Here is a 17,793-nt window from a genome sequence, read left to right as displayed (position 1 = left end):
ATGGGCTGAAATGGGGCCATGACCGACACGCAGATTGACCGCCGGGCCGTCCTCGCCGCCGGCCTCGCCCTTCCCTTCCATGCCCTGGCCTCGCGCGCCGGGGCGGCGGAGCCCTTCCGTTTCAAGAGTTCACGCGGGGTCGAGACCGATGCGGAGCGCGGGTCCTTCGAAGTCCCTGAGGATCGCCGCGACCCCCGCTCGCGGCGGATCACCCTGACCTATGTGCGGTTCCCGTCGACGGCGGCAAAGCCGGGCCCGCCGATCGTCTATCTGGCCGGCGGTCCGGGCGGGACGGCCACCGGGGCGGCGGCCGGCAGGCGCTTTCCGATCTTCATGGCGCTGCGCGAGGTCGCCGACGTCATCGCCTTCGACCAGCGCGGAACCGGGGCGTCGAACGCAATCCCCAGGCGGCCGCCGTCGACCGCACCGCTGCCGCCGTTCACCCGCGCGGGCCTGACCGCCGACGTTCGGGCGGAGTTCCAGAAGGCCTGGGCCGACTGGACCGCCGCCGGGGTGGCGATGGGCGGCTACAATTCCGCCCAGAGCGCCGACGACATCGACGACCTGCGGCGGCATCTGGGGGCGGAGACGGTCAATCTCTGGGGCATCAGCTATGGCTCGCATCTGGGATTGTCGATGTTGCGCCGCCATGGCCCGAGGGTCGGCCGCGTCGCCCTCGCCAGCCTTGAGGGCCAGGACCAGACGGTGAAACGGCCGGGCCGTATCGACGCCTATCTGCGCCGCATCGACTCCCTGATCGGCGCCGACCCGGCCATGCGGGCAGCGATCCCCGACCTGCCCGCACTGATGCGGCGGGTGCATGAGCGGCTGGAAGCCAGCCCGGCCCGGATGACCGTTCCGGTGCGCGGGACGCCGACGGAGGTCGTGGTCGGCGGCTTTGCCGTGCAGCTGCTGGCCGGCAGTCTGATCGCCAATCCCGAGACCCTGGTCATGCTGCCCGGCCTCTACCTGGCGCTTGATGCCGGAGAGATGTCGGTGTTGACCCCGTTTATGGCCGAGATCGCCGGGCTGCCCGGGGTGAACGGCATGCCGGAAGCCATGGATCTGGCGTCGGGGATTTCACCGCGCCGGCGGGCCCTGGTGGCGCGCGAGGCGAAGACGGCCGTGCTCGGCGATGCGCTGAACTTCCCGATGCCGCACCTGCTGGGGGCCGTGCCCGGGGTCGATCTCGGCGAAGCTTTCCGGGCCCCGATGCGGATCGACCACCCTGCCCTGCTGGTTTCCGGCACACTCGACGGGCGTACACCGCTGGAGGAGCAGGCCGAGGTCGCTGCCCAGTTCCGACGTCGGGCGCGGGTGATCGTCGAGAACGCCGGCCACAATGTCTTTGAAGCGCACCCGGAGGTTCAGGCCCTGCTGGTCCGCTTCTTCAAGGGCGAGGCTGTCGGCGACACCCGTCTGACCCTGCCGCCGCCGACCTTCAAGCTGGGTTAGCGGGACCCTCGGCATAGGCCGCCGACAGCCGGCGATAGGCGCTTGAGGCAAAAGCCAGCGCCGTCACCAGCACCCCGGCCAGGCCCGCGATGGTGAACACCAGGGCGATCCCGCGCGCCGGACCCGTGCCGAACCAGCCGCCAATGGCCGCGGCCCCTGCCCCGTCGGTCATGAAGGGGATGACGACGAACTGGGTGAGCGGGCCGATCAGGAAGGCGGTCAGCGGCGAAGCCGCCTGTTCGACCGACTGGGCGAAGCCGAACACCCGGCCCTGGCGCTCGTAGGGCACGACCTTCTGCAGGGTGGTCTGTTCGGCCGCCTCGGCGAAGGGGCCGAGGAAGAGCCAGATAAAACAGCCGATGGTCAGCAGGATGATGGAGGCCTGGATAGTGAAGAAGGCGCTGACCGTCCAGACGGCGAGGTTAACCAGCAGCAGGGTGCGCAGCGGCTTTGAGCCCAGTCCGACGCGGGAGATCAGGAGGCCGCTGAGGATGAAGCCACAGGAGACGACCGCCCAGAGCAGGCCCCAGGTCTGGACGCTGACCAGCGACAGGCCATAGGCGTCGAGCAGGGCCATGTAGATGCCGCCCAGGAAGTTGTTGAAGCTGGCGAAGAAGATCAGGGCGAATAGGCCCGGGACGGCGGCGATGACGGCGATGGTGCCCCGGATGTCGATCTTGCGCAGCGGCGGCGCTTCGCCGGGCTTGGTCTCGAGCTTCGGTTCGGTCAGCGGCACGGTCAGCAGGTGCAGGAAGACCAGGACCGTGAATCCGAGCGCGAAAGCCAAGCTGTAGACCATGCCGCCCCAGGCGACGAGGAAGCCGCTGATCGCCGAGGTGGTCAGAAAGCCGATGCCGCTGACCATTCCGACCAGGCCATTGGCCTTGTCACGGCGGTCCTCGGGGATCAGGGCGGTGACCAGGGTCGGCAGGGCGATGCCGCGCAGGTTGCCGGCGATGACCCCCATCATGACCAGGACGATGAACAGCCACAGCCGCCAGCCGGCGACGTCGTGCAGGCTGCCCTTCGGGGCCAGGTCGTAGGCGATGAAGGCGGCGGCGTAGAACAGGAAGGAGGCGGCGCTGGAGCCCAGCATGACCCGCTTCTTGGGGAAGTGATCGACCAGGCTGCCGAACCAGAAGCCGAGGCCAGCCGTCAGCACCAGATAGATGCCGCCGATCACGCCGGTGGCGAACACAGACCGGGTTTCCAGATAAACCCAGAAGGTGATGGCGAACCAGACGGTGTAGTTGGTGATGTTGGCCACCAGATTGTTGGCCAGCAGCTGGTGGAAGAGCTTCATCCCGTCAAACCCTGTTTCCTCTTTGCCAGCCGTCGCTCTATGACACGGCCATGCGTTTCGCCGCCATCATCGTCGCCGCCGGCAGCGGCACTAGAGCCGGACCCGGCGCCGCCAAGCAATGGCGCAATCTCGCCGGCAAGCCTGTGCTGCGATGGTCGGTCGAGAGCCTGCTGGGCGCCGGCGCCGCTGACGTGGTCGTGGTGGTCGCCGATGAGGCGCGGGTGACGGCCGACGAAGTCCTGGCCGGCCTCAACGGTTGGCGGCTGGCGACGGGCGGGAACACCCGGGCGCTGTCGGTGCAGGCGGGTCTCGCCGCTCTGGCCGCTGATGCGGATATGCCGGTGCTGGTCCACGATGCCGCCCGGCCGCTGGTCAACCAGACCCACGTTCGTGATCTTCTCGCGGCCCTTGAGAGCGCCGACGCCGCCCTCCCCGCCCTGCCGGTGGCAGATACCCTCCGGCGGGTCGCCGAGGGGCGGACGGAAACCGTGTCCCGGGATGGCCTCTGGCGGGCCCAGACACCGCAGGCAGCCCGTGCCGGGCGACTGGCGCAGGCCTATGTGAACTGGGCAGGTTCGGGTGAGCCGACCGATGACGCCGCCGTGGTCGAGGCCGATGGCGGCCGGATCGCCCTGACCGCCGGCGATCCTGCCTTGATGAAACTGACCTATCCCGAGGATTTCCAGATGGCCGAACTGCTGGCGGGCGCGCAGCGGGTGACCCGCATCGGCCAGGGCTTCGACGCCCATCGCTGGGGGCCGGGCGAGGCGGTGTGGCTATGCGGGGTGCGCATCGATCACGACCAGACGCTGATCGGTCATTCGGACGCCGACGCCGGGCTGCACGCCCTGACCGACGCCATCCTGGGCGCCATCGGCGAGGGCGACATCGGCGACCACTTCCCGCCGACTGATCCGCAATGGAAGGGCGCGCCGTCGGACCTGTTCCTCAAACACGCGGCCGACATGGTCACGGCGCGGGGCGGCCACATCCTCAACGTCGACCTGACGCTGATCTGCGAGCGGCCCAAGATCAAGCCGCACCGGGCAGCCATGCGGGCCCGGCTCGCCGAGTTGCTGGGCCTTCCCCTCGACCGGGTCAGCGTCAAGGCGACGACGACCGAGGGGATGGGCTTTACCGGCCGGCAGGAGGGGCTGGCGGCGCAGGCTGTGGCTCTGGTCGAGACGCCCGCCTAGCCTCGGCCTCGGTCTGCCAGGTCCAGCGCCGGCCCGGCTGGCCGCCCCAGCGGACGCTGGCCATCATCGCTCCGACCAGGTTGGTGTAGTCGTCGGTCCAGGCCCGCACCTTCGGCGGCGGCGGGAGCAGCCACTGCGGCTCGGCGGCGTATGCGGTGAGCACGGCCGGGTCCTTGGCGACGATCATCACATCCTCCGAAGACTCCCAGTAGTTGGGCTTGCCGTCGGCGGCGCTGTGGCCCTGGAACAGGGCATGGCCGCCGGCCGCGTGAACCACGGAGGCGGCCGGGAAGATCAGTTCCAGGTGGCGATTGGAAAGGTGCAGGATGACGATGCCGTCCGGCTTCACCCGGGCCAGATAGCCCTTCATGGCCTCGACCGTCAGAAGGTGGGCCGGGATGGCGTCCGAAGAGAAGGCGTCGATCAGCAGGATGTCGTACTTGCCGGCCGGCTGTTTCTCGAGGGTGAGGCGGGCGTCGCCGAGCACATAGTCGACGGGTCCCTTGGCGCAGTCGGTCGTGTAGCTGAAGACTTTCGGGTCACTCGAGGTTTCGATCACATGGGGATCGATCTCGAAGAAGGTCATGCGGTCGCCGGGCCGGACGTAGGCCGCCACCGCGCCGGTGCCAAGACCCACGGCCCCATAGGTCGCCGCCGGCTTGACCGACTGGACCCGGCGGAAGACCTGGCCGATCGGCGTTTCGGGCGCGTAGTAGACCAAAGGCCTGCATTTGTAGGCCGGATCCAGCGCCTGGGCGCCGTGCAGGGTCGTTCCGTGGGAGAAGACGCGGACGTTACCCGGCAGCTTGGGGTCGAAGTCCGCTCCCATCTTCCCGTAACCCTGGATGTCGGCGTAGGCGAAGTGGACGACGCCGAAGAAGCTGCGGCGGCTCTTGTAGTAGTCTGTGTGCGGATCGATCGTGTAGGCCGCGTAGGCCAGCAGGCAGATGGCGGCGAAGAACAGCAGCGCCCGCTCGCGCAGGGAGACGGCGCAGACGGCGATGCTGACCACGCCGACGGCGCCGGCGACGCGGACGATGAGCAGCGGAGCGACCTTGTCCGTGGTGAACTGCCCGGCGAGGGCCAGGAAGGCGAGATCGGCGCCGATCACGGCCAAGGCGATGACCAGCCATTCCAGCGCGGTGGGCTCCACCGCAAGCTCCGGCTTCAGCTTGAAGAGGATGATGGCGGCTCCGATGGCCAGAGCGCTGATCACCACCAGCACCATGACGAGGTCGATGAGTTGCATCCCCTGAAGCGGCCGCAGGGCCGTACCGGGGACCAGGGCGGCCAGCAGGGCCAGGGCCCAGGCAACACCGGCGATGACGAGGAAGCCCCATTCGAGCTTGCGAGGGGGCGTGTCCGAGCTGCGGCGGGCCCAGGCGGCGGTCGCCAGGCCACCGACGGCCAGCAGGCCAAGGACGGACAGCCAGCGAAGGACGCCGAGGGCGCTGAAGGCGTGATCGGGATCGGCGAAGAAATACCAGAACCTGTCGGTCACCGAGAGAAGGGCGATGACGAAGCCCAGCACCATGACCACGCTGAGGATCAGCTGGCGGCGGTTGGGCATCAGGGCCCCGAACGGCCGCGCCAGGGCGCAGAGGCAGAGGACGATGATGTACTCGGCCACGGTGTTGAACACGAGCGGGGCGACGAAGGCGTTGAACGCCCCGCCGACCACGCCGCCGATCGACATGCAGAGATAGAAGTCGGTCAGCCGGCTGGGATCGGGCCGCCGCGCGACCAGGGCCTGATGGCAGACCAGAGCGCAGAGGAAGAAGGTCGCCAGGTGTATGCCGAGGGTGAACAGCACGTTCGGGGAGCCGAACGGCATGGTCGCCACGGTCACGATCAGCGCCGTCGACATCAGGATCAGCGCCAGCCGGGGCGAAATCATCGGCCGGGTCTGAAACGCGATGATGAAGGTCAAGAGGTAGAGCGACAGCGGCAGCACCCACAGGAAGGGCGCGCTGGCCACGTCGGTGGTCAGGTGGGCGGTGACGCCGAGCATCAGGCTGGACGGCAGGGCGGCGAGCGCGATCCAGGTCAGGCGCTGCTTCCAGCTGACAGCCACGGGCTGCGCGGCGGGCTGCTCGGCGGTGGCCGCCGGGGCGGTGTCGTTCTTGCGGATGTTGAGGGCCAGCAGGACCATGACCCCGATGAAGGCGACGTAGAGGCCGCTCCATCCCCAGCGCTGGTCGTGCAGCAACAGGGCCGGCTCAAAGATGGCCGGATAGGCCAGCAGAGCCAGCAGGCTGCCCAGATTGCTGGCGGCGTAGAGCGCCCACGGTTCGGGCCCCCCTTCCCGGCCATGGACCTTGGCGTGCCAGGCCTGAACCAGCGGGGCGGTGGCCGACAGGGCCGCGAACGGGGCGCCGATCGAGACGGCCAGGACGCCGAGCAGCCAGAGGGCCGGCGGCGTCGCGCCGGGCTCGCCGAACAGGGTGGTGATGCGCAGGGGCAGCAGGGTGGCCGCCAGGATCATGACGCCCAGGTGGATCAGCACCTGGGTCCGGGCCCGGGGGATCTTCTGCAGGAAGTGGGCGTAGCCATAGCCGACCAGCAACGCCCCCTGGAAGAAGGCCATGGAGGTGTTCCACACCTGCGGCGAGCCGCCGAGCTGGGGCAGCACCAGCTTGGCCACCATGGGCTGAACCATGAAGACCATCGAGGCGCCGCAGAACACCGCCAGCACGTAGAGCCAGGGCAGCTTCTGATGGGCCGCCGGATCGGTGGGCTCGGCGGGAAGAGGAACGGCGTCAGTCATGGATTTTCCGAATCGTCTTGAACAGCCAGCCGGGCGATGTTGGGCTATCCCTGCCCTTTGACCAGCCCGGAGCGCCACCCCTCATGTTTCCCCTGGAAATCCAGACCCTGGCGCGGCTGCTGCTGGAAGAATGCCGCGACCAGCGTTTGCGGATCGTGACCGCCGAAAGCTGCACCGGCGGGCTGGTGTCGGGGGCGCTTTGCAGCATCCCGGGGGCCTCGGACGTCATCGAGCGGGGGTTCGTCACCTATTCCAACCGCGCCAAGCAGGAGATGCTCGGGGTTCCGGGTGATTTGCTGGCCGATGTCGGGGCGGTGTCCGAACCGGTGGTGCGGATGATGGCCGAGGGGGCGCTGGAGAACAGCACGGCCCACATCGCCGTGGCCATCACCGGCGTCGCGGGTCCCGGCGGCGGCACCCCGATGAAGCCGGTCGGCACCGTCCACTTCGCCACGGCCCGCAGCAACCGGGGCATCCGCCACGCGGTCGAACGCTTCGACGGCCCGGACCGCATCGATGTGCAGCTGGCCGCCGTGGTCATGGCCCTGACCATGCTGCGCGAGGCCATTTGAAGGAACTCGGCGCGAGCCTCGCTAGACCAGGGCGCGGACGGCGGCGCGGTATTGCCGGCTGACCGGAACCTGGAGGCCGGTCGACAGGTCCAGGGCGGTGCGGGCGCCCCGACGGTTGACTGCCTCGATGCGTGACCGCGCCACCCACCAGCAGCGATGAACTCGCAGGCCGTCCTGTCCATCGAGCTCCCGAAGCGCCTCGGTGAAGGTCATCAGCAGGAGGTGCGAGCCCAGCAAAGTGTGGACTCGCACATAGTGGTCCTCCGATCCGACGGCGATCAGGTCGCGGCCAAGTCTGGCGGGAACCCGGGTCAGGAAGGCCGGCTTTCCGGCCGTTTCGGGTTGGGGGCCCCTGGGAGAGTCGCGACCCGGCCATGCCAGGACGACGGCCGAGAGAACCAGCTGCACACCGGTCACCGCGAGCAGCAGGAACGGCAGTTCCCCGGGTGCTATGCCCCGCTCCGGCAGCGCCAGGCGCATGGCCAATGCGGTCGCCAGGGTGTTCGCAAGGCCGGAGGCCAGGGCCATCAACGTCAGTCGGAGGGCGAGCGGCAGACGCGCCAGGGCGGGCCGGGCTCCGATGATACGCCCGGCGGCGAGTGCAAGGCCGTAGCCGAGCGGAATGAGAACCAGCCAGAAGGCGAAACGAGCCGGGGGCTCGAGGGCGGGATTGGAGCCGAACGGCGCGAACCAACCGAACAGCAGGCCCAGCGCCAGCGCCGTCGCAAGATGCCTGACGGGCCCGTCATACCGTTGGCGCGCTATTGCGGTCATTTCGCGAAATGTCGGTTGCTGCGGTCGGCGTCCGACCTGACTAGCGCGACATCTCCCACAGGTTCAATGCCCATGAAAACCCTGATCGCCGCGCTCGCCGCCACCCTCTTGCTGACCGCTTGCGCGACGGCCCCGCCCGCGCCGCCGGCCAGCCTTCGCGGGACCTGGACCTTCCAGGTGCCGACGCCTGGCGGCGTCACCAACGGAGTCATCCGCATCGAAGGACCGGAAGACCGCCTGGGCGGGTCGCTGACGACCGACCAGGGTAGCGAGGTGCTGCCGATCCGCGCCGTCGAGCAGGGCGGCGCCCGGCTGAGGATCGTCGTCGGCTCGCCGCAGGGCGATGTGGTGTTCTCAGGCAGGCTGGGAACGGACGCCGCCAGTTTCGAAGGCGTCGTCGTCTACCACACCGGCCAGAGCTTCCCGATGACCGGGCGCCGGCAGCCGAACTGACTGGAACCCGCGCCGGGATCAGCGCTGCTTGATCGCCGCCCGGCCGAGGTAGATGGCCTGGTCGTCCAGCTGTTCCTCGATGCGCAGCAGCTGGTTGTACTTCGCCGTCCGGTCCGAACGGGCCAGGGAGCCGGTCTTGATCTGACCGCAGTTGGTGGCGACGGCGAGGTCGGCGATGGTGCTGTCCTCGGTCTCGCCCGAGCGGTGGCTCATCACGGCGGTGTAGCCGGCGCGGTGAGCCATATCGACGGCGTCGAGGGTTTCCGACAGGGTGCCGATCTGGTTGACCTTGACCAGGATGGAGTTGCCCAGGCCCCGCTTTATGCCGTCGCCGAGGCGGGCCGGGTTGGTCACGAACAGGTCGTCGCCGACCAGCTGGACCTTCTTGCCAAGCGCGTCGGTCAGCAGCTTCCAGCCGTCGAAATCATCCTCGGCGCAACCATCTTCAATGCTGGCGATGGGGAAGCGCGAAACCAGACCCTCGAGATAACCGACCATGCCGGCCGGATCGAAGGACTTGCCCTCCCCTTCCAGCTCGTACTTGCCGTTCTTGAAGAACTCGGTCGAGGCCACGTCGAGGCCGAGCAGGAAATCGTCGCCGGCGCGATAGCCGGCGCCTTCGGCGGCCTTCATGACGAAGGACAGGGCCTCGTCGGCCGAGGACAGGTTGGGCGCGAAGCCGCCTTCGTCGCCGACGTTGGTGTTGTGGCCGGCGTCCTTCAGGGCCTTCTTCAGGGCGTGGAAGATCTCGGCGCCCATGCGCAACCCTTCCCTGAAGGACTCCGCGCCGGTCGGCAGGATCATGAATTCCTGGATGTCGATCGGATTGTCGGCGTGGGCGCCGCCGTTGATGATGTTCATCATCGGCACGGGCAGGACGCGGGCGGAAACACCGCCGACGTACTTGTAGAGCGGCAGGTCGGCGCTGACGGCGGCGGCTTTTGCCGTGGCGAGGGAGACGCCGAGGATGGCGTTGGCGCCCAGGCGGGCCTTGTTGGGCGTGCCGTCGAGGCCGATCAGCAGGGTGTCGATGCGGCGTTGGTCGCCGGCTTCCATGCCGCTGAGGGCGTCGAAGATCTCGCCGTTGACGGCATCGACCGCCTTCTGGACGCCCTTGCCGAGATAGCGGCTCTTGTCGCCGTCGCGCAGCTCGACCGCCTCGTGGGCGCCGGTGGAGGCGCCGGAGGGCACCGCGGCGCGGCCGAACGAGCCGTCTTCCAGGACCACATCGACTTCGACCGTCGGGTTGCCCCGGCTGTCGAGGATTTCACGGGCGATGATGTCGATGATTTCGGCCATTGGGGTTCCCTGTGCGCGGCTGGCGGGTGCTTAGCCGCGCAGGGGCCTCGGGGCAAGGTTTGGGAGCGCTTGACTACCCTTGCGGCGTGCGCGCTTGGCTGTGCGCAACAAGGAGACTCCCATGCTGCTGGTCGAGAAGAAGGACGGCATCGCCGTCGTCACCCTGAACCGCCCCGAGGCGATGAACGCCCTCTCCAAGGCGCTGCGCTCGGAACTCTACAAGGCGATGGTCGACATCGACGGCGATCCGGAGGTTTCGGTGGTGGTGCTGACCGGGGCCGGGACGCGGGCCTTCACCGCGGGGCTGGACCTCAAGGAGCTGGGCTCCGACGCCAAGGCCATGGGGGCGGCCAACGCCGAAGGGGCGGACGAGAACCCGGTCAAGGCGATCGAGCTGTGCACCAAGCCGGTGATCGGGGCGATCAACGGGGTGGCGATCACCGGTGGCTTCGAGGTGGCGCTGGCCTGTGATGTGCTGATCGCCTCGGAGAACGCGCGGTTCGCCGACACCCATGCGCGGGTCGGGATCATGCCGGGCTGGGGGCTGTCACAGAAGCTGTCGCGGCTGATCGGGGTCTACCGGGCCAAGGAACTGAGCCTGACCGGGAACTTCCTGGATGCGAAGACGGCGGCCGACTGGGGGCTGGTCAATCGGGTCGTGCCGGCCGACGAGTTGATGCCGGCGGCGATGAAGCTGGCCGCCGACATGGCGACGATCCCGGTCGAGACGCTGAGCTTCTACAAGCGGCTGATCGACGACGGCTTCGGGCGCAGCTTCGAGGACGGCATGGCTCTGGAGCACAAGCGGTCGAGCAAGCACAATCGCAAGGTCACGCCCGAAGCCGTCGAGGCGCGGCGGGCCGGTATCCAGGCGCGGGGACGGGGCCAAGGCTAGCGCCTCAGGGGTAGAAACGCGAAACGCCGCCTGCGCGGGGCGCGGGCGGCGTCACGACCTCAGGCGAGGTGGAAAGACTAGTCTTCCTTCGGCGTCATGATCTGACGACCGTTGTACATGCCGGTCTTCAGGTCGACGTGGTGCGGACGGCGCAGCTCGCCGGTGTCCTTGTCTTCGACGAAGGAGTTGGCGCCCAGGGCGTGGTGCGAACGACGCATGTTGCGCTTGGAGGGCGAGGTTTTGCGTTTAGGAACGGCCATCGGACTATCTTTGCTCGCTGAGCATGAAACGGGTACGGCGGCCGGTGGGGCCGCCGCGTGAGCGGGGGTGTATGCCTCAACAGGCCCGGCGATGCAAGTGCGCAGCGGTTTGCCCCGCCCGCCTGGTCCTGGCCGGTTATCGGCTGGCCGTTCCGACCCATTCCCGCAGGATCGATTCGCCTTCCAGCAGCCTGACCAGCGGCCGCCGCGCCCCGCCCCGCCGGATGTAGCCGACCTGCAGGGTGGGCGCCGGGCCGACGGCGCCCAGGGCGATCTCTTCCTCGGGGAAGACCACCAGCGTCTCCTGACCGACATAGACCACGACACAGCCCGTCTGGTCATGGACCATCCGTGACCAGGCGCGGATCTGGCTGTGGTAGGGCTCGGCGCGCCAGGCCTCCGGGCGCTCCGGATCGGCGTCGATACAGAGGAAACCGTCAGCTCGCTCATCGCGGATCAGGAAGCCGGCGACGTCCGGGCGCCAGGCCTCGCCCAGGGCCTCGGTGGCGAGCCAGCCGCAGGTGAAGGTGCGGCAGGGTGTCGGGCGGTCGGGATAGACGCCGCAGCCGGCGCACAGGTGCACGCAGGGTTTGCCCGCCGGCTTCGACAGCTCGGGGATGTCGAGGACGGTGCAGCAGAGGGTGCAGGGGCCACATACCCTCCCCGCCGTCATCCCGGGCGGCCCGCAGGGGCGACCCGGGACCCAGGGGGTGACGGATCGCGGACCAGGCAGCGGCCGCAACTCAAGAGGCGGCCCCTGGGTCCCGGCTCTGCGCTTCGCTCCGGCCGGGATGACGGAGAAAAGCGTTGAACCATCAGACCAGCCGGCTCTGCGTCTTGGCCGCCGCGATGAAGCTGGCGAACAGCGGATGCGGCGCGAAGGGGCGGCTCTTCAGTTCCGGGTGATACTGGACGCCGATGAACCAGGGATGGTCCTCGCGCTCGACGATCTCGGGCAACACCCCGTCTGGCGACGCGCCGGTCATCTTCAGCCCCGCGTCCTCGAAGGCCTGGCGATAGTTGATGTTGACCTCGTAGCGGTGGCGGTGACGCTCGCTGATGTCGGTCGAGCCGTAGATTTCGGACACCTTCGAGCCGGGCGTCAGGGCCGCCTGATAGGCGCCCAGCCGCATGGTGCCGCCCAGGTCGTCGCCTTCCTTGCGCTGGACCCGTGCGTTGCCCTGCGTCCATTCGGTCATCAGGCCGACGGCCGGCTCTTCGGTGGGGCCGAACTCGGTGGAGCTGGCATTGGGAATGCCGGCGCAGTTCCGCAGGGCCTCGATGACGGCCATCTGCATGCCGAAGCAGATTCCAAAGTAGGGTACGTTCCGGACCCGGGCGAATTCGGCGGCGAGGATCTTGCCCTCCGCGCCCCGTTCGCCGAAGCCGCCGGGGACGAGGATGCCGTGCACCCCCTCCAGGCGGCTGGCGGCCGCGCCGTCCTCGTTCTCGAAGGTCTCGCTCTCGACCCAGTCCAGCTTGACCTTGACCCGGTTGGCGACGCCGCCATGGGCCAGGGCCTCGATGAGGCTTTTGTAGGCGTCCTTGAGCACCGTGTACTTGCCGACGACGGCGATGGTGACCTCGCCGTCCGGATTGACGGTGATGTCGTTGATCTGCTCCCAGCGGGTCAGATCGGGCGCCGGCGCATCGCTCAGGCCGAAGACGTCGAGCACTTCCCGGTCGAGACCCTCGCGGTGATAATCGAGCGGCACGGCGTAGATGCTGGCGCTGTCCATGGCGGTGACCACGGCGCTGGCGCGGACGTTGCAGAACAGGCCGATCTTGCGCTTTTCCTCGGCCGGAATCGGCTGTTCGCAGCGGCACAGCAGGATGTCGGGCTGGATGCCGATCGAGCGCAGCTCCTTGACCGAATGCTGGGTCGGCTTGGTCTTCATCTCGCCGGCCGTCTTGATGAACGGCAGCAGCGTCAGGTGCACGAAGCAGCTCATGCCGCGCGGCAATTCCTGGCCCAGCTGGCGGATGGCCTCGAAGAAGGGCAGGCCCTCGATGTCGCCGACCGTGCCGCCGATCTCGACCAGGATGAAGTCGGCCTCGTCGCCGTTCTCGTCGATGGCGGGCGAGAGGACGAACTCCTTGATCTCGTTGGTGACGTGCGGAATCACCTGGACCGTGGCGCCGAGGTAGTCGCCGCGCCGCTCCTTCTCGATGATGGTCTTGTAGATCTGGCCGGTGGTGATGTTGTCGGCGCGTTTGGCGCTGACCCCCGTGAAGCGCTCGTAGTGCCCCAGGTCGAGGTCGGTCTCGGCCCCGTCGTCGGTCACGAAGACCTCGCCGTGCTGATAGGGGCTCATCGTCCCCGGATCGACGTTGAGATAGGGATCGAGCTTGCGCAGTCGAACCTTGTAACCGCGTGCCTGCAGCAACGCGCCGAGGGCGGCGGACGCCAGACCTTTTCCAAGGGAAGAGACCACGCCGCCGGTGATGAAAATGTACCGGGCCATGGGAGGTCAGATATAGGCGAGATTCGCGGAGCGCGCGCCCCGCGATGCCTCAAATCTGTGAATGAACGCTATTTCTTTTCGGGCGTGGTGGCCGGAGCCGGGGCCGGAGCGGCGCCCGGCATCAGATCGGCCGGCGGCTGGGCCGGGACGGTGATGCTGGAGGGCAGCCCGTCGCTGGTGGCCGGAGCCTGCGTCTTCGGGGCCAGCAGGTCGGCCGGGGCCGACTTGATGCTGTTGGGATCGATGCGCAGGTTGGTGCCCGCGGCCGGCGCGCGGTTGGCGGCGGCCAGCAGGGTCAGGCTGATCGAGATGCCCAGGAAGATGGCGAACAGGATCCAGGTGATCCGCGTCAGCAGGTCGCCGGTGCCCCGGGCGCTCATGAAGTTCGACGGACCGCCGCCCATGCCGAGCGCGCCGCCCTCGGACTTTTGAAGCAGCACCGCGCCGATCAGCAGACCGGCGACGACGATGTTGATGCACAGCAGGGCGATGGTGATGAATTGCACGGCGTAACGGTCTCTGGTCGGGGCGGACTCGTCGAGCCCGCGAAATGAAGTCGGCCCCTCTAGCACCATGCAGACGGCCACGCCATAGCTGGGGGCGCAGCAGTGGGAGTTCAACGTCCGTGATTCTCGAGACGCAGCGCCTGACCCTCACCCCGCTGGCCCCCGCCGATGCGCCGCTGGTCCATCCGATCATGGCCGACCCGGAGGTCATGGCTCACTGGGACGTGGCCGAGATCGACGATCCCGATATCGTCGACCAGGTGCTGAGCAGCCAGATGGCGGCCATGGACGAGGACCGCGCCTTCTACTGGGCCATGCGGCTGACCGGCGACCAGACGTTTCTGGGGCTGTGCGACCTGTCGGACATCGACTGGCGCCATCATCGCGCGGAGGTCGGGTTCATCCTGGGCAAGGACAGCTGGGGCCGGGGCTATGCCTATGAGGCCATGCAGGCGGTGATGAACTTCGCGGTTACCCAGGGCATCCAGCGGCTGTGGGCGCGCACGCATGTGGGCAACGACGCGTCTGAGAAGCTGCTGCTGAAGCTGGGGTTCGAAGAGGAAGGCTATCTGCGGGGCCACGTAGATCGAGGCGGCGAGCGGCGGGATGTGCGGTTGTGGGGCATGCTTCTGTAGCGGTTTGATATGTCGCGCTATCTCCCCGCCGCCACTTTGCTATTGTACTCGCTTGTGTGACGAATCTGGCTGCCCGCGGGGGCGCGGCCGATCGAGGGTGGCAGGTTGACGGTTCAGGCCCGGATTTTGATCGTGGCGCGCGACGACGCGCTGGCCGGGCCGTTGGCCGAGGGGCTGGACCGGCTTGGCTGGCGGACCATCACGGCGCGTGGGCCCTATGCGGCCCTGGCGGCGCTGGGGGACCTGCAGATCGAGGCCGCCATCGTCGATACCGCCAGCGGCGGAGCTGACGCCCTTACGCTCGCCCGTCGCCTGAAGGCCGCCTGTGCCCCGCGCCGCCTGCCGGTCATCGCCATCGGCGATCCGGATCCGCAGCTGGACAGCTTCGCCTTCGACCTGACCCTCGCCCCGCCCCTGCACCCGGCCCAAGCCGTGCTGCGGCTCGAAAGCCTGGTCCGCATGGCCATCGCCGAGGAAGAGTTCGAACTCCGCCTCGAGACCTTCGCCGACAAGGGCCGCCGGCTGGAGCTGCCCGAGCAGTCGCCGGGCCCCTATCGCATCCTGGCCGTCGGCGAGCCGGCCCCGCAGTTCCTGGCCCTCAGCAACGCCCTGTCGCGCGGCGGCTGCGATGTGGTCGGCGCCTTCACCGCCTTCACCGCCTTCGACTACCTGCATGAGCGGGCCTTCGATTCGGTCGTGCTGTGGGCCGGCGACAACCAGGCCGAGGCGCTCAGCATCGCGGCGGGTATGCGCCGCAACACCCGGCTCTATCACATCCCTGCCCTGCTCTATCTGGCGGCCGATTCCTATGTGACCACCTCGGAGGCCTTCCATCGGGGGGTGTCCGATGTCGCTTCGCCGGAAACGCCGGAGACCGAGACCGCCAAGCGGGTCATCGAGCTGGCGCGCAGCTATCGACGCCAGACGGCCATCCGCAAGGCGCTGGAAAAGGCCCGCTCATCGGGCCTGATGGACGCGGCCACCGGCCTCTTCACCCGCGACCTGTTCGCCGCCCACCTTGTGCGGCTGACCCAGGCGGCGCGCACCCGCAACCGGCCGATGAGCGTCTGTGTCCTGCGCCTGTCCGAACGGGCCGAGGTCAGCAGCGCCCGGGCCGGCGGCTGGCTGGATCGGGCCATTCCGCAGATCGGTTCGATGATCGGCCGTCTGGTCCGCGCGGAGGATACAGCCGCCCGTCTGGGGCCCGAGGTCTTCGCCCTGGCCCTGCCCGGCACGCCGCAGGCCTCGGCCAGGGCCGCCGCCGAGCGCATCGCCGCCGTCATCGCCTGCACCGCCTTCGAGGCCGGTGAGGGAAAGACGCCCTTCACCGTTGATTTCGACATCGGCGTCGCCCAGATCGAGAGGGGCGAAAACGCCGCCACCGCCCTGGAGCGGGCCGCCGCCCGGGCGTTGCAGAGAGAAGCCGGATGACAGACGCGACCGCCGCTGGCCCCCTGAAGATCGACTTCATCGCCGATGTGGTCTGTCCCTGGTGCTACATCGGCTGGGAGCGTTTGAAACTGGCGCTGGCCCAGCGGCCGGATGTGCCGGTCGAGGTGCTGTGGCGGCCGTTCCAGCTCGACCCCGCCATCCCCGAGGAAGGCGTCGACCGGGCCAACTACATGGCCGCCAAGTTTCCCAACGCCGAGCGCCGCGCCGCCGCCCTGGAGACCCTGGACAAGGAAGCCGCCAGCGTCGGCCTCAAGCTGAAACTGGCGGAAATCCCGATCTCGCCCAACACCAACGCCGCTCACCGGCTGATCCGCTGGGCCCACACCGTGGGTCTGCAGGCCGCCGCGCTGGAGGCGATCATGAAGGCCTATTTCGTCGAGCTGCGCGACATCGGCGATCCGGTGGTGCTGGCCGACATCGCCGAGGCCATCGGCATGGAGCGCCATGTGGTGCTGACGGCCCTGGCCGAGGGCGCCGACAAGGACACCGTCACCCGCGAGCACTACCAGGCCCACCAGGCCGGCGTCAGCGGCGTGCCCTTCACCATCTTCGGCGGCAAGGTCGCCATCTCGGGCGCCGATGTGCCCGAGCGTCTGTGCAAGGCCATCGACCGGGCCCTCGAAGCGGCCTGAAAACCGTTCAAGTTCAACGGCCTAGACAATATGTCTAGACATATTCACCTGAAAACGGGCCGCCGCGCCGCGACATCCGAACGTTCCGGCGCCTGCGTAGGCGCCGCATCGCACTGAGCCGTCAACATTCCCAGCCTCGGCGCCTACGCCCTGTCAACGCCGGCGCCTACTCTCCCAGCCTGGGCCGCAACCGAAATATCACTGCCGATCAGAGACTTACGGCAAACGCCCCTCTTCCCAAGCCTGGGCCAGGTATAATCGTGGGCAGCTTCGCTAAGCCTCAGGCCGCCGTCACGATCCCGAGGAAGTCCGCCGCCTTCAGCGAGGCCCCGCCGACCAGCGCGCCGCCGACCTCACGGGCTTTCAGGATCTCGGCGGCGTTCGAGGGCTTCACCGAACCGCCGTAGAGGATCGGCGGAACCATGCCGGCCTCGCCGAACACCTCGACGAGCGTGGCGCGGATGGCGACATGCACCTCCTCGATCTGCTCCAGGGTCGGGGTCAGGCCGGTGCCGATGGCCCAGACCGGCTCGTAGGCCACCGCGAACGGCTTGCCGGCGAGGGCGGCGGGCAGGCTGCCGCGGACCTGGCCGGTGACGACGCGAAGCGTATCGCCGGCTTCACGCTGCTGCAGGGTCTCGCCGACGCAGACGATGGGTTCGAGGCCGGCGCGCAGGGCAGCCTCGGCCTTGGCGGAAACCAGGGCGTCGCTTTCGCCGTATCCGGCCCGGCGCTCCGAGTGGCCGAGGATGACCAGGGCGGCGCCGGCGTCGGCCAGCATTTCGGCGGAAATGTCGCCGGTGTAGGCGCCGGTTTCCTCGGCCCTGCAATCCTGGCCGCCGACCCCGACGCCCGTGCCGTTGAGCAGCTCGGCCATGCGCGCCACCAGCGTCGCCGGCGGGCACAGGGCCACGCGGCAGGCCGGCGGATGGGCGTCGACCGCGGCCGAAACCGCCCTCGCCTCGTCCAGCGACAGCGCCAGACCGTTCATCTTCCAGTTTCCGGCGACCAGCGGGCGGGCGGCAGTCATGGGCGGGCGATCCCTCTCAAATGCGATGGCCGCAACTAGCCGCACCAGCCGCCGATGTCACGCCAACAATCCGCCGCGCTTGCCTGCTCCGGGAAGGGC

General features: G+C 68.6%; 17 protein-coding genes and 1 pseudogene. 8 read left to right on the top strand and 10 right to left on the bottom strand.

The window, feature by feature from the left end; genetic code table 11:
• Window positions 1-18: 18 nt before the first annotated feature.
• Window positions 19-1,455 carry an alpha/beta fold hydrolase gene (locus tag AC2YG9_RS12390; protein ID WP_487298280.1) on the top strand — a complete coding sequence of 479 codons (1,437 nt, stop codon included), beginning with the start codon at window positions 19-21 and terminating at the stop codon, window positions 1,453-1,455.
• Here the strand turns inward: AC2YG9_RS12390 and AC2YG9_RS12385 are convergent.
• Window positions 1,442-2,758 carry an MFS transporter gene (locus AC2YG9_RS12385; protein WP_487298279.1) on the bottom strand — a complete coding sequence of 439 codons (1,317 nt, stop codon included), beginning with the start codon at window positions 2,756-2,758 and terminating at the stop codon, window positions 1,442-1,444. The genes AC2YG9_RS12390 and AC2YG9_RS12385 overlap by 14 nt on opposite strands.
• A 50-nt stretch (window positions 2,759-2,808) precedes the next feature.
• Between AC2YG9_RS12385 and AC2YG9_RS12380 the strand changes: the two genes are divergently transcribed.
• Window positions 2,809-3,954 (top strand): bifunctional 2-C-methyl-D-erythritol 4-phosphate cytidylyltransferase/2-C-methyl-D-erythritol 2,4-cyclodiphosphate synthase, encoded by a 1,146-nt coding sequence (locus AC2YG9_RS12380; protein WP_487298278.1) that lies wholly within the window; start codon window positions 2,809-2,811, stop codon window positions 3,952-3,954.
• Here the strand turns inward: AC2YG9_RS12380 and AC2YG9_RS12375 are convergent.
• Window positions 3,893-6,721, bottom strand: a complete 2,829-nt coding sequence (locus AC2YG9_RS12375) for a fused MFS/spermidine synthase (RefSeq protein ID WP_487298277.1) — start codon at window positions 6,719-6,721, stop codon at window positions 3,893-3,895. The genes AC2YG9_RS12380 and AC2YG9_RS12375 overlap by 62 nt on opposite strands.
• Before the next feature lie 83 nt (window positions 6,722-6,804).
• On the opposite strand from AC2YG9_RS12375, the gene AC2YG9_RS12370 reads away from it, so the two are divergent.
• Window positions 6,805-7,293, top strand: a complete 489-nt coding sequence (locus AC2YG9_RS12370; protein WP_487298276.1) for a CinA family protein — start codon at window positions 6,805-6,807, stop codon at window positions 7,291-7,293.
• A 21-nt stretch (window positions 7,294-7,314) separates the two neighbouring features.
• Here the strand turns inward: AC2YG9_RS12370 and AC2YG9_RS12365 are convergent, their stop codons facing one another.
• Complete coding sequence (locus tag AC2YG9_RS12365) at window positions 7,315-8,067, bottom strand: LytTR family DNA-binding domain-containing protein (RefSeq protein WP_487298275.1); 753 nt, start codon at window positions 8,065-8,067, stop codon at window positions 7,315-7,317.
• Window positions 8,068-8,139: 72 nt separating this feature from the next.
• Between AC2YG9_RS12365 and AC2YG9_RS12360 the strand changes: the two genes are divergently transcribed.
• On the top strand, window positions 8,140-8,520 hold the full coding sequence (locus AC2YG9_RS12360) for a hypothetical protein (protein WP_487298274.1): 381 nt from the start codon (window positions 8,140-8,142) through the stop codon (window positions 8,518-8,520).
• A gap of 18 nt (window positions 8,521-8,538) precedes the next feature.
• Here AC2YG9_RS12360 and eno read toward each other — a convergent pair whose 3' ends face one another.
• Window positions 8,539-9,819: a phosphopyruvate hydratase gene (gene eno, locus AC2YG9_RS12355; protein ID WP_487298273.1), complete on the bottom strand. Its 1,281-nt coding sequence runs from the start codon at window positions 9,817-9,819 to the stop codon at window positions 8,539-8,541.
• A 121-nt stretch (window positions 9,820-9,940) separates the two neighbouring features.
• Between eno and AC2YG9_RS12350 the strand changes: the two genes are divergently transcribed.
• Window positions 9,941-10,714, top strand: a complete 774-nt coding sequence (locus AC2YG9_RS12350; protein ID WP_487298272.1) for an enoyl-CoA hydratase — start codon at window positions 9,941-9,943, stop codon at window positions 10,712-10,714.
• Between the two features lie 77 nt (window positions 10,715-10,791).
• Here the strand turns inward: AC2YG9_RS12350 and rpmF are convergent, their stop codons facing one another.
• The 5 genes and pseudogenes from rpmF to secG form a co-directional block, all read right to left on the bottom strand.
• Complete coding sequence (gene rpmF / locus AC2YG9_RS12345) at window positions 10,792-10,974, bottom strand: 50S ribosomal protein L32 (RefSeq protein ID WP_487298271.1); 183 nt, start codon at window positions 10,972-10,974, stop codon at window positions 10,792-10,794.
• Between the two features lie 136 nt (window positions 10,975-11,110).
• Window positions 11,111-11,647, bottom strand: coding sequence for a YkgJ family cysteine cluster protein (locus tag AC2YG9_RS12340; protein ID WP_487298270.1), 537 nt, complete (start codon window positions 11,645-11,647; stop codon window positions 11,111-11,113).
• Window positions 11,643-11,768 (bottom strand): annotated as a pseudogene (locus AC2YG9_RS12335) (hypothetical protein); the annotation flags it as partial. The gene AC2YG9_RS12340 and the pseudogene AC2YG9_RS12335, both read right to left, overlap by 5 nt.
• Window positions 11,769-11,789: 21 nt before the next feature.
• A complete protein-coding gene (pyrG, locus tag AC2YG9_RS12330; RefSeq protein ID WP_487298269.1) occupies window positions 11,790-13,439 on the bottom strand; it encodes a CTP synthase in 1,650 nt (549 codons plus the stop codon).
• A 68-nt stretch (window positions 13,440-13,507) separates the two neighbouring features.
• On the bottom strand, window positions 13,508-13,945 hold the full coding sequence (secG, locus tag AC2YG9_RS12325) for a preprotein translocase subunit SecG (RefSeq protein ID WP_487298268.1): 438 nt from the start codon (window positions 13,943-13,945) through the stop codon (window positions 13,508-13,510).
• A gap of 119 nt (window positions 13,946-14,064) precedes the next feature.
• Between secG and AC2YG9_RS12320 the strand changes: the two genes are divergently transcribed.
• From AC2YG9_RS12320 to AC2YG9_RS12310, 3 genes are all read left to right on the top strand, one after another.
• A complete protein-coding gene (locus tag AC2YG9_RS12320) occupies window positions 14,065-14,580 on the top strand; it encodes a GNAT family N-acetyltransferase (protein ID WP_487298267.1) in 516 nt (171 codons plus the stop codon).
• A gap of 105 nt (window positions 14,581-14,685) precedes the next feature.
• Complete coding sequence (locus tag AC2YG9_RS12315) at window positions 14,686-16,011, top strand: diguanylate cyclase domain-containing protein (RefSeq protein WP_487298266.1); 1,326 nt, start codon at window positions 14,686-14,688, stop codon at window positions 16,009-16,011.
• Window positions 16,008-16,664, top strand: a complete 657-nt coding sequence (locus AC2YG9_RS12310; RefSeq protein ID WP_487298265.1) for a DsbA family oxidoreductase — start codon at window positions 16,008-16,010, stop codon at window positions 16,662-16,664. Before AC2YG9_RS12315 ends, AC2YG9_RS12310 begins: the two co-directional genes overlap by 4 nt.
• Window positions 16,665-16,944: 280 nt before the next feature.
• On the opposite strand, the gene tpiA is transcribed toward AC2YG9_RS12310, so the two are convergent.
• Window positions 16,945-17,694 (bottom strand): triose-phosphate isomerase, encoded by a 750-nt coding sequence (tpiA, locus tag AC2YG9_RS12305; protein WP_487298264.1) that lies wholly within the window; start codon window positions 17,692-17,694, stop codon window positions 16,945-16,947.
• Window positions 17,695-17,793: the final 99 nt, after the last annotated feature.

This window comes from Caulobacter sp. SRI_014, assembly GCF_057586315.1.
Note: the sequence above shows the minus strand (reverse complement) of the source record. Positions and strands in the feature narration are given on the sequence as shown.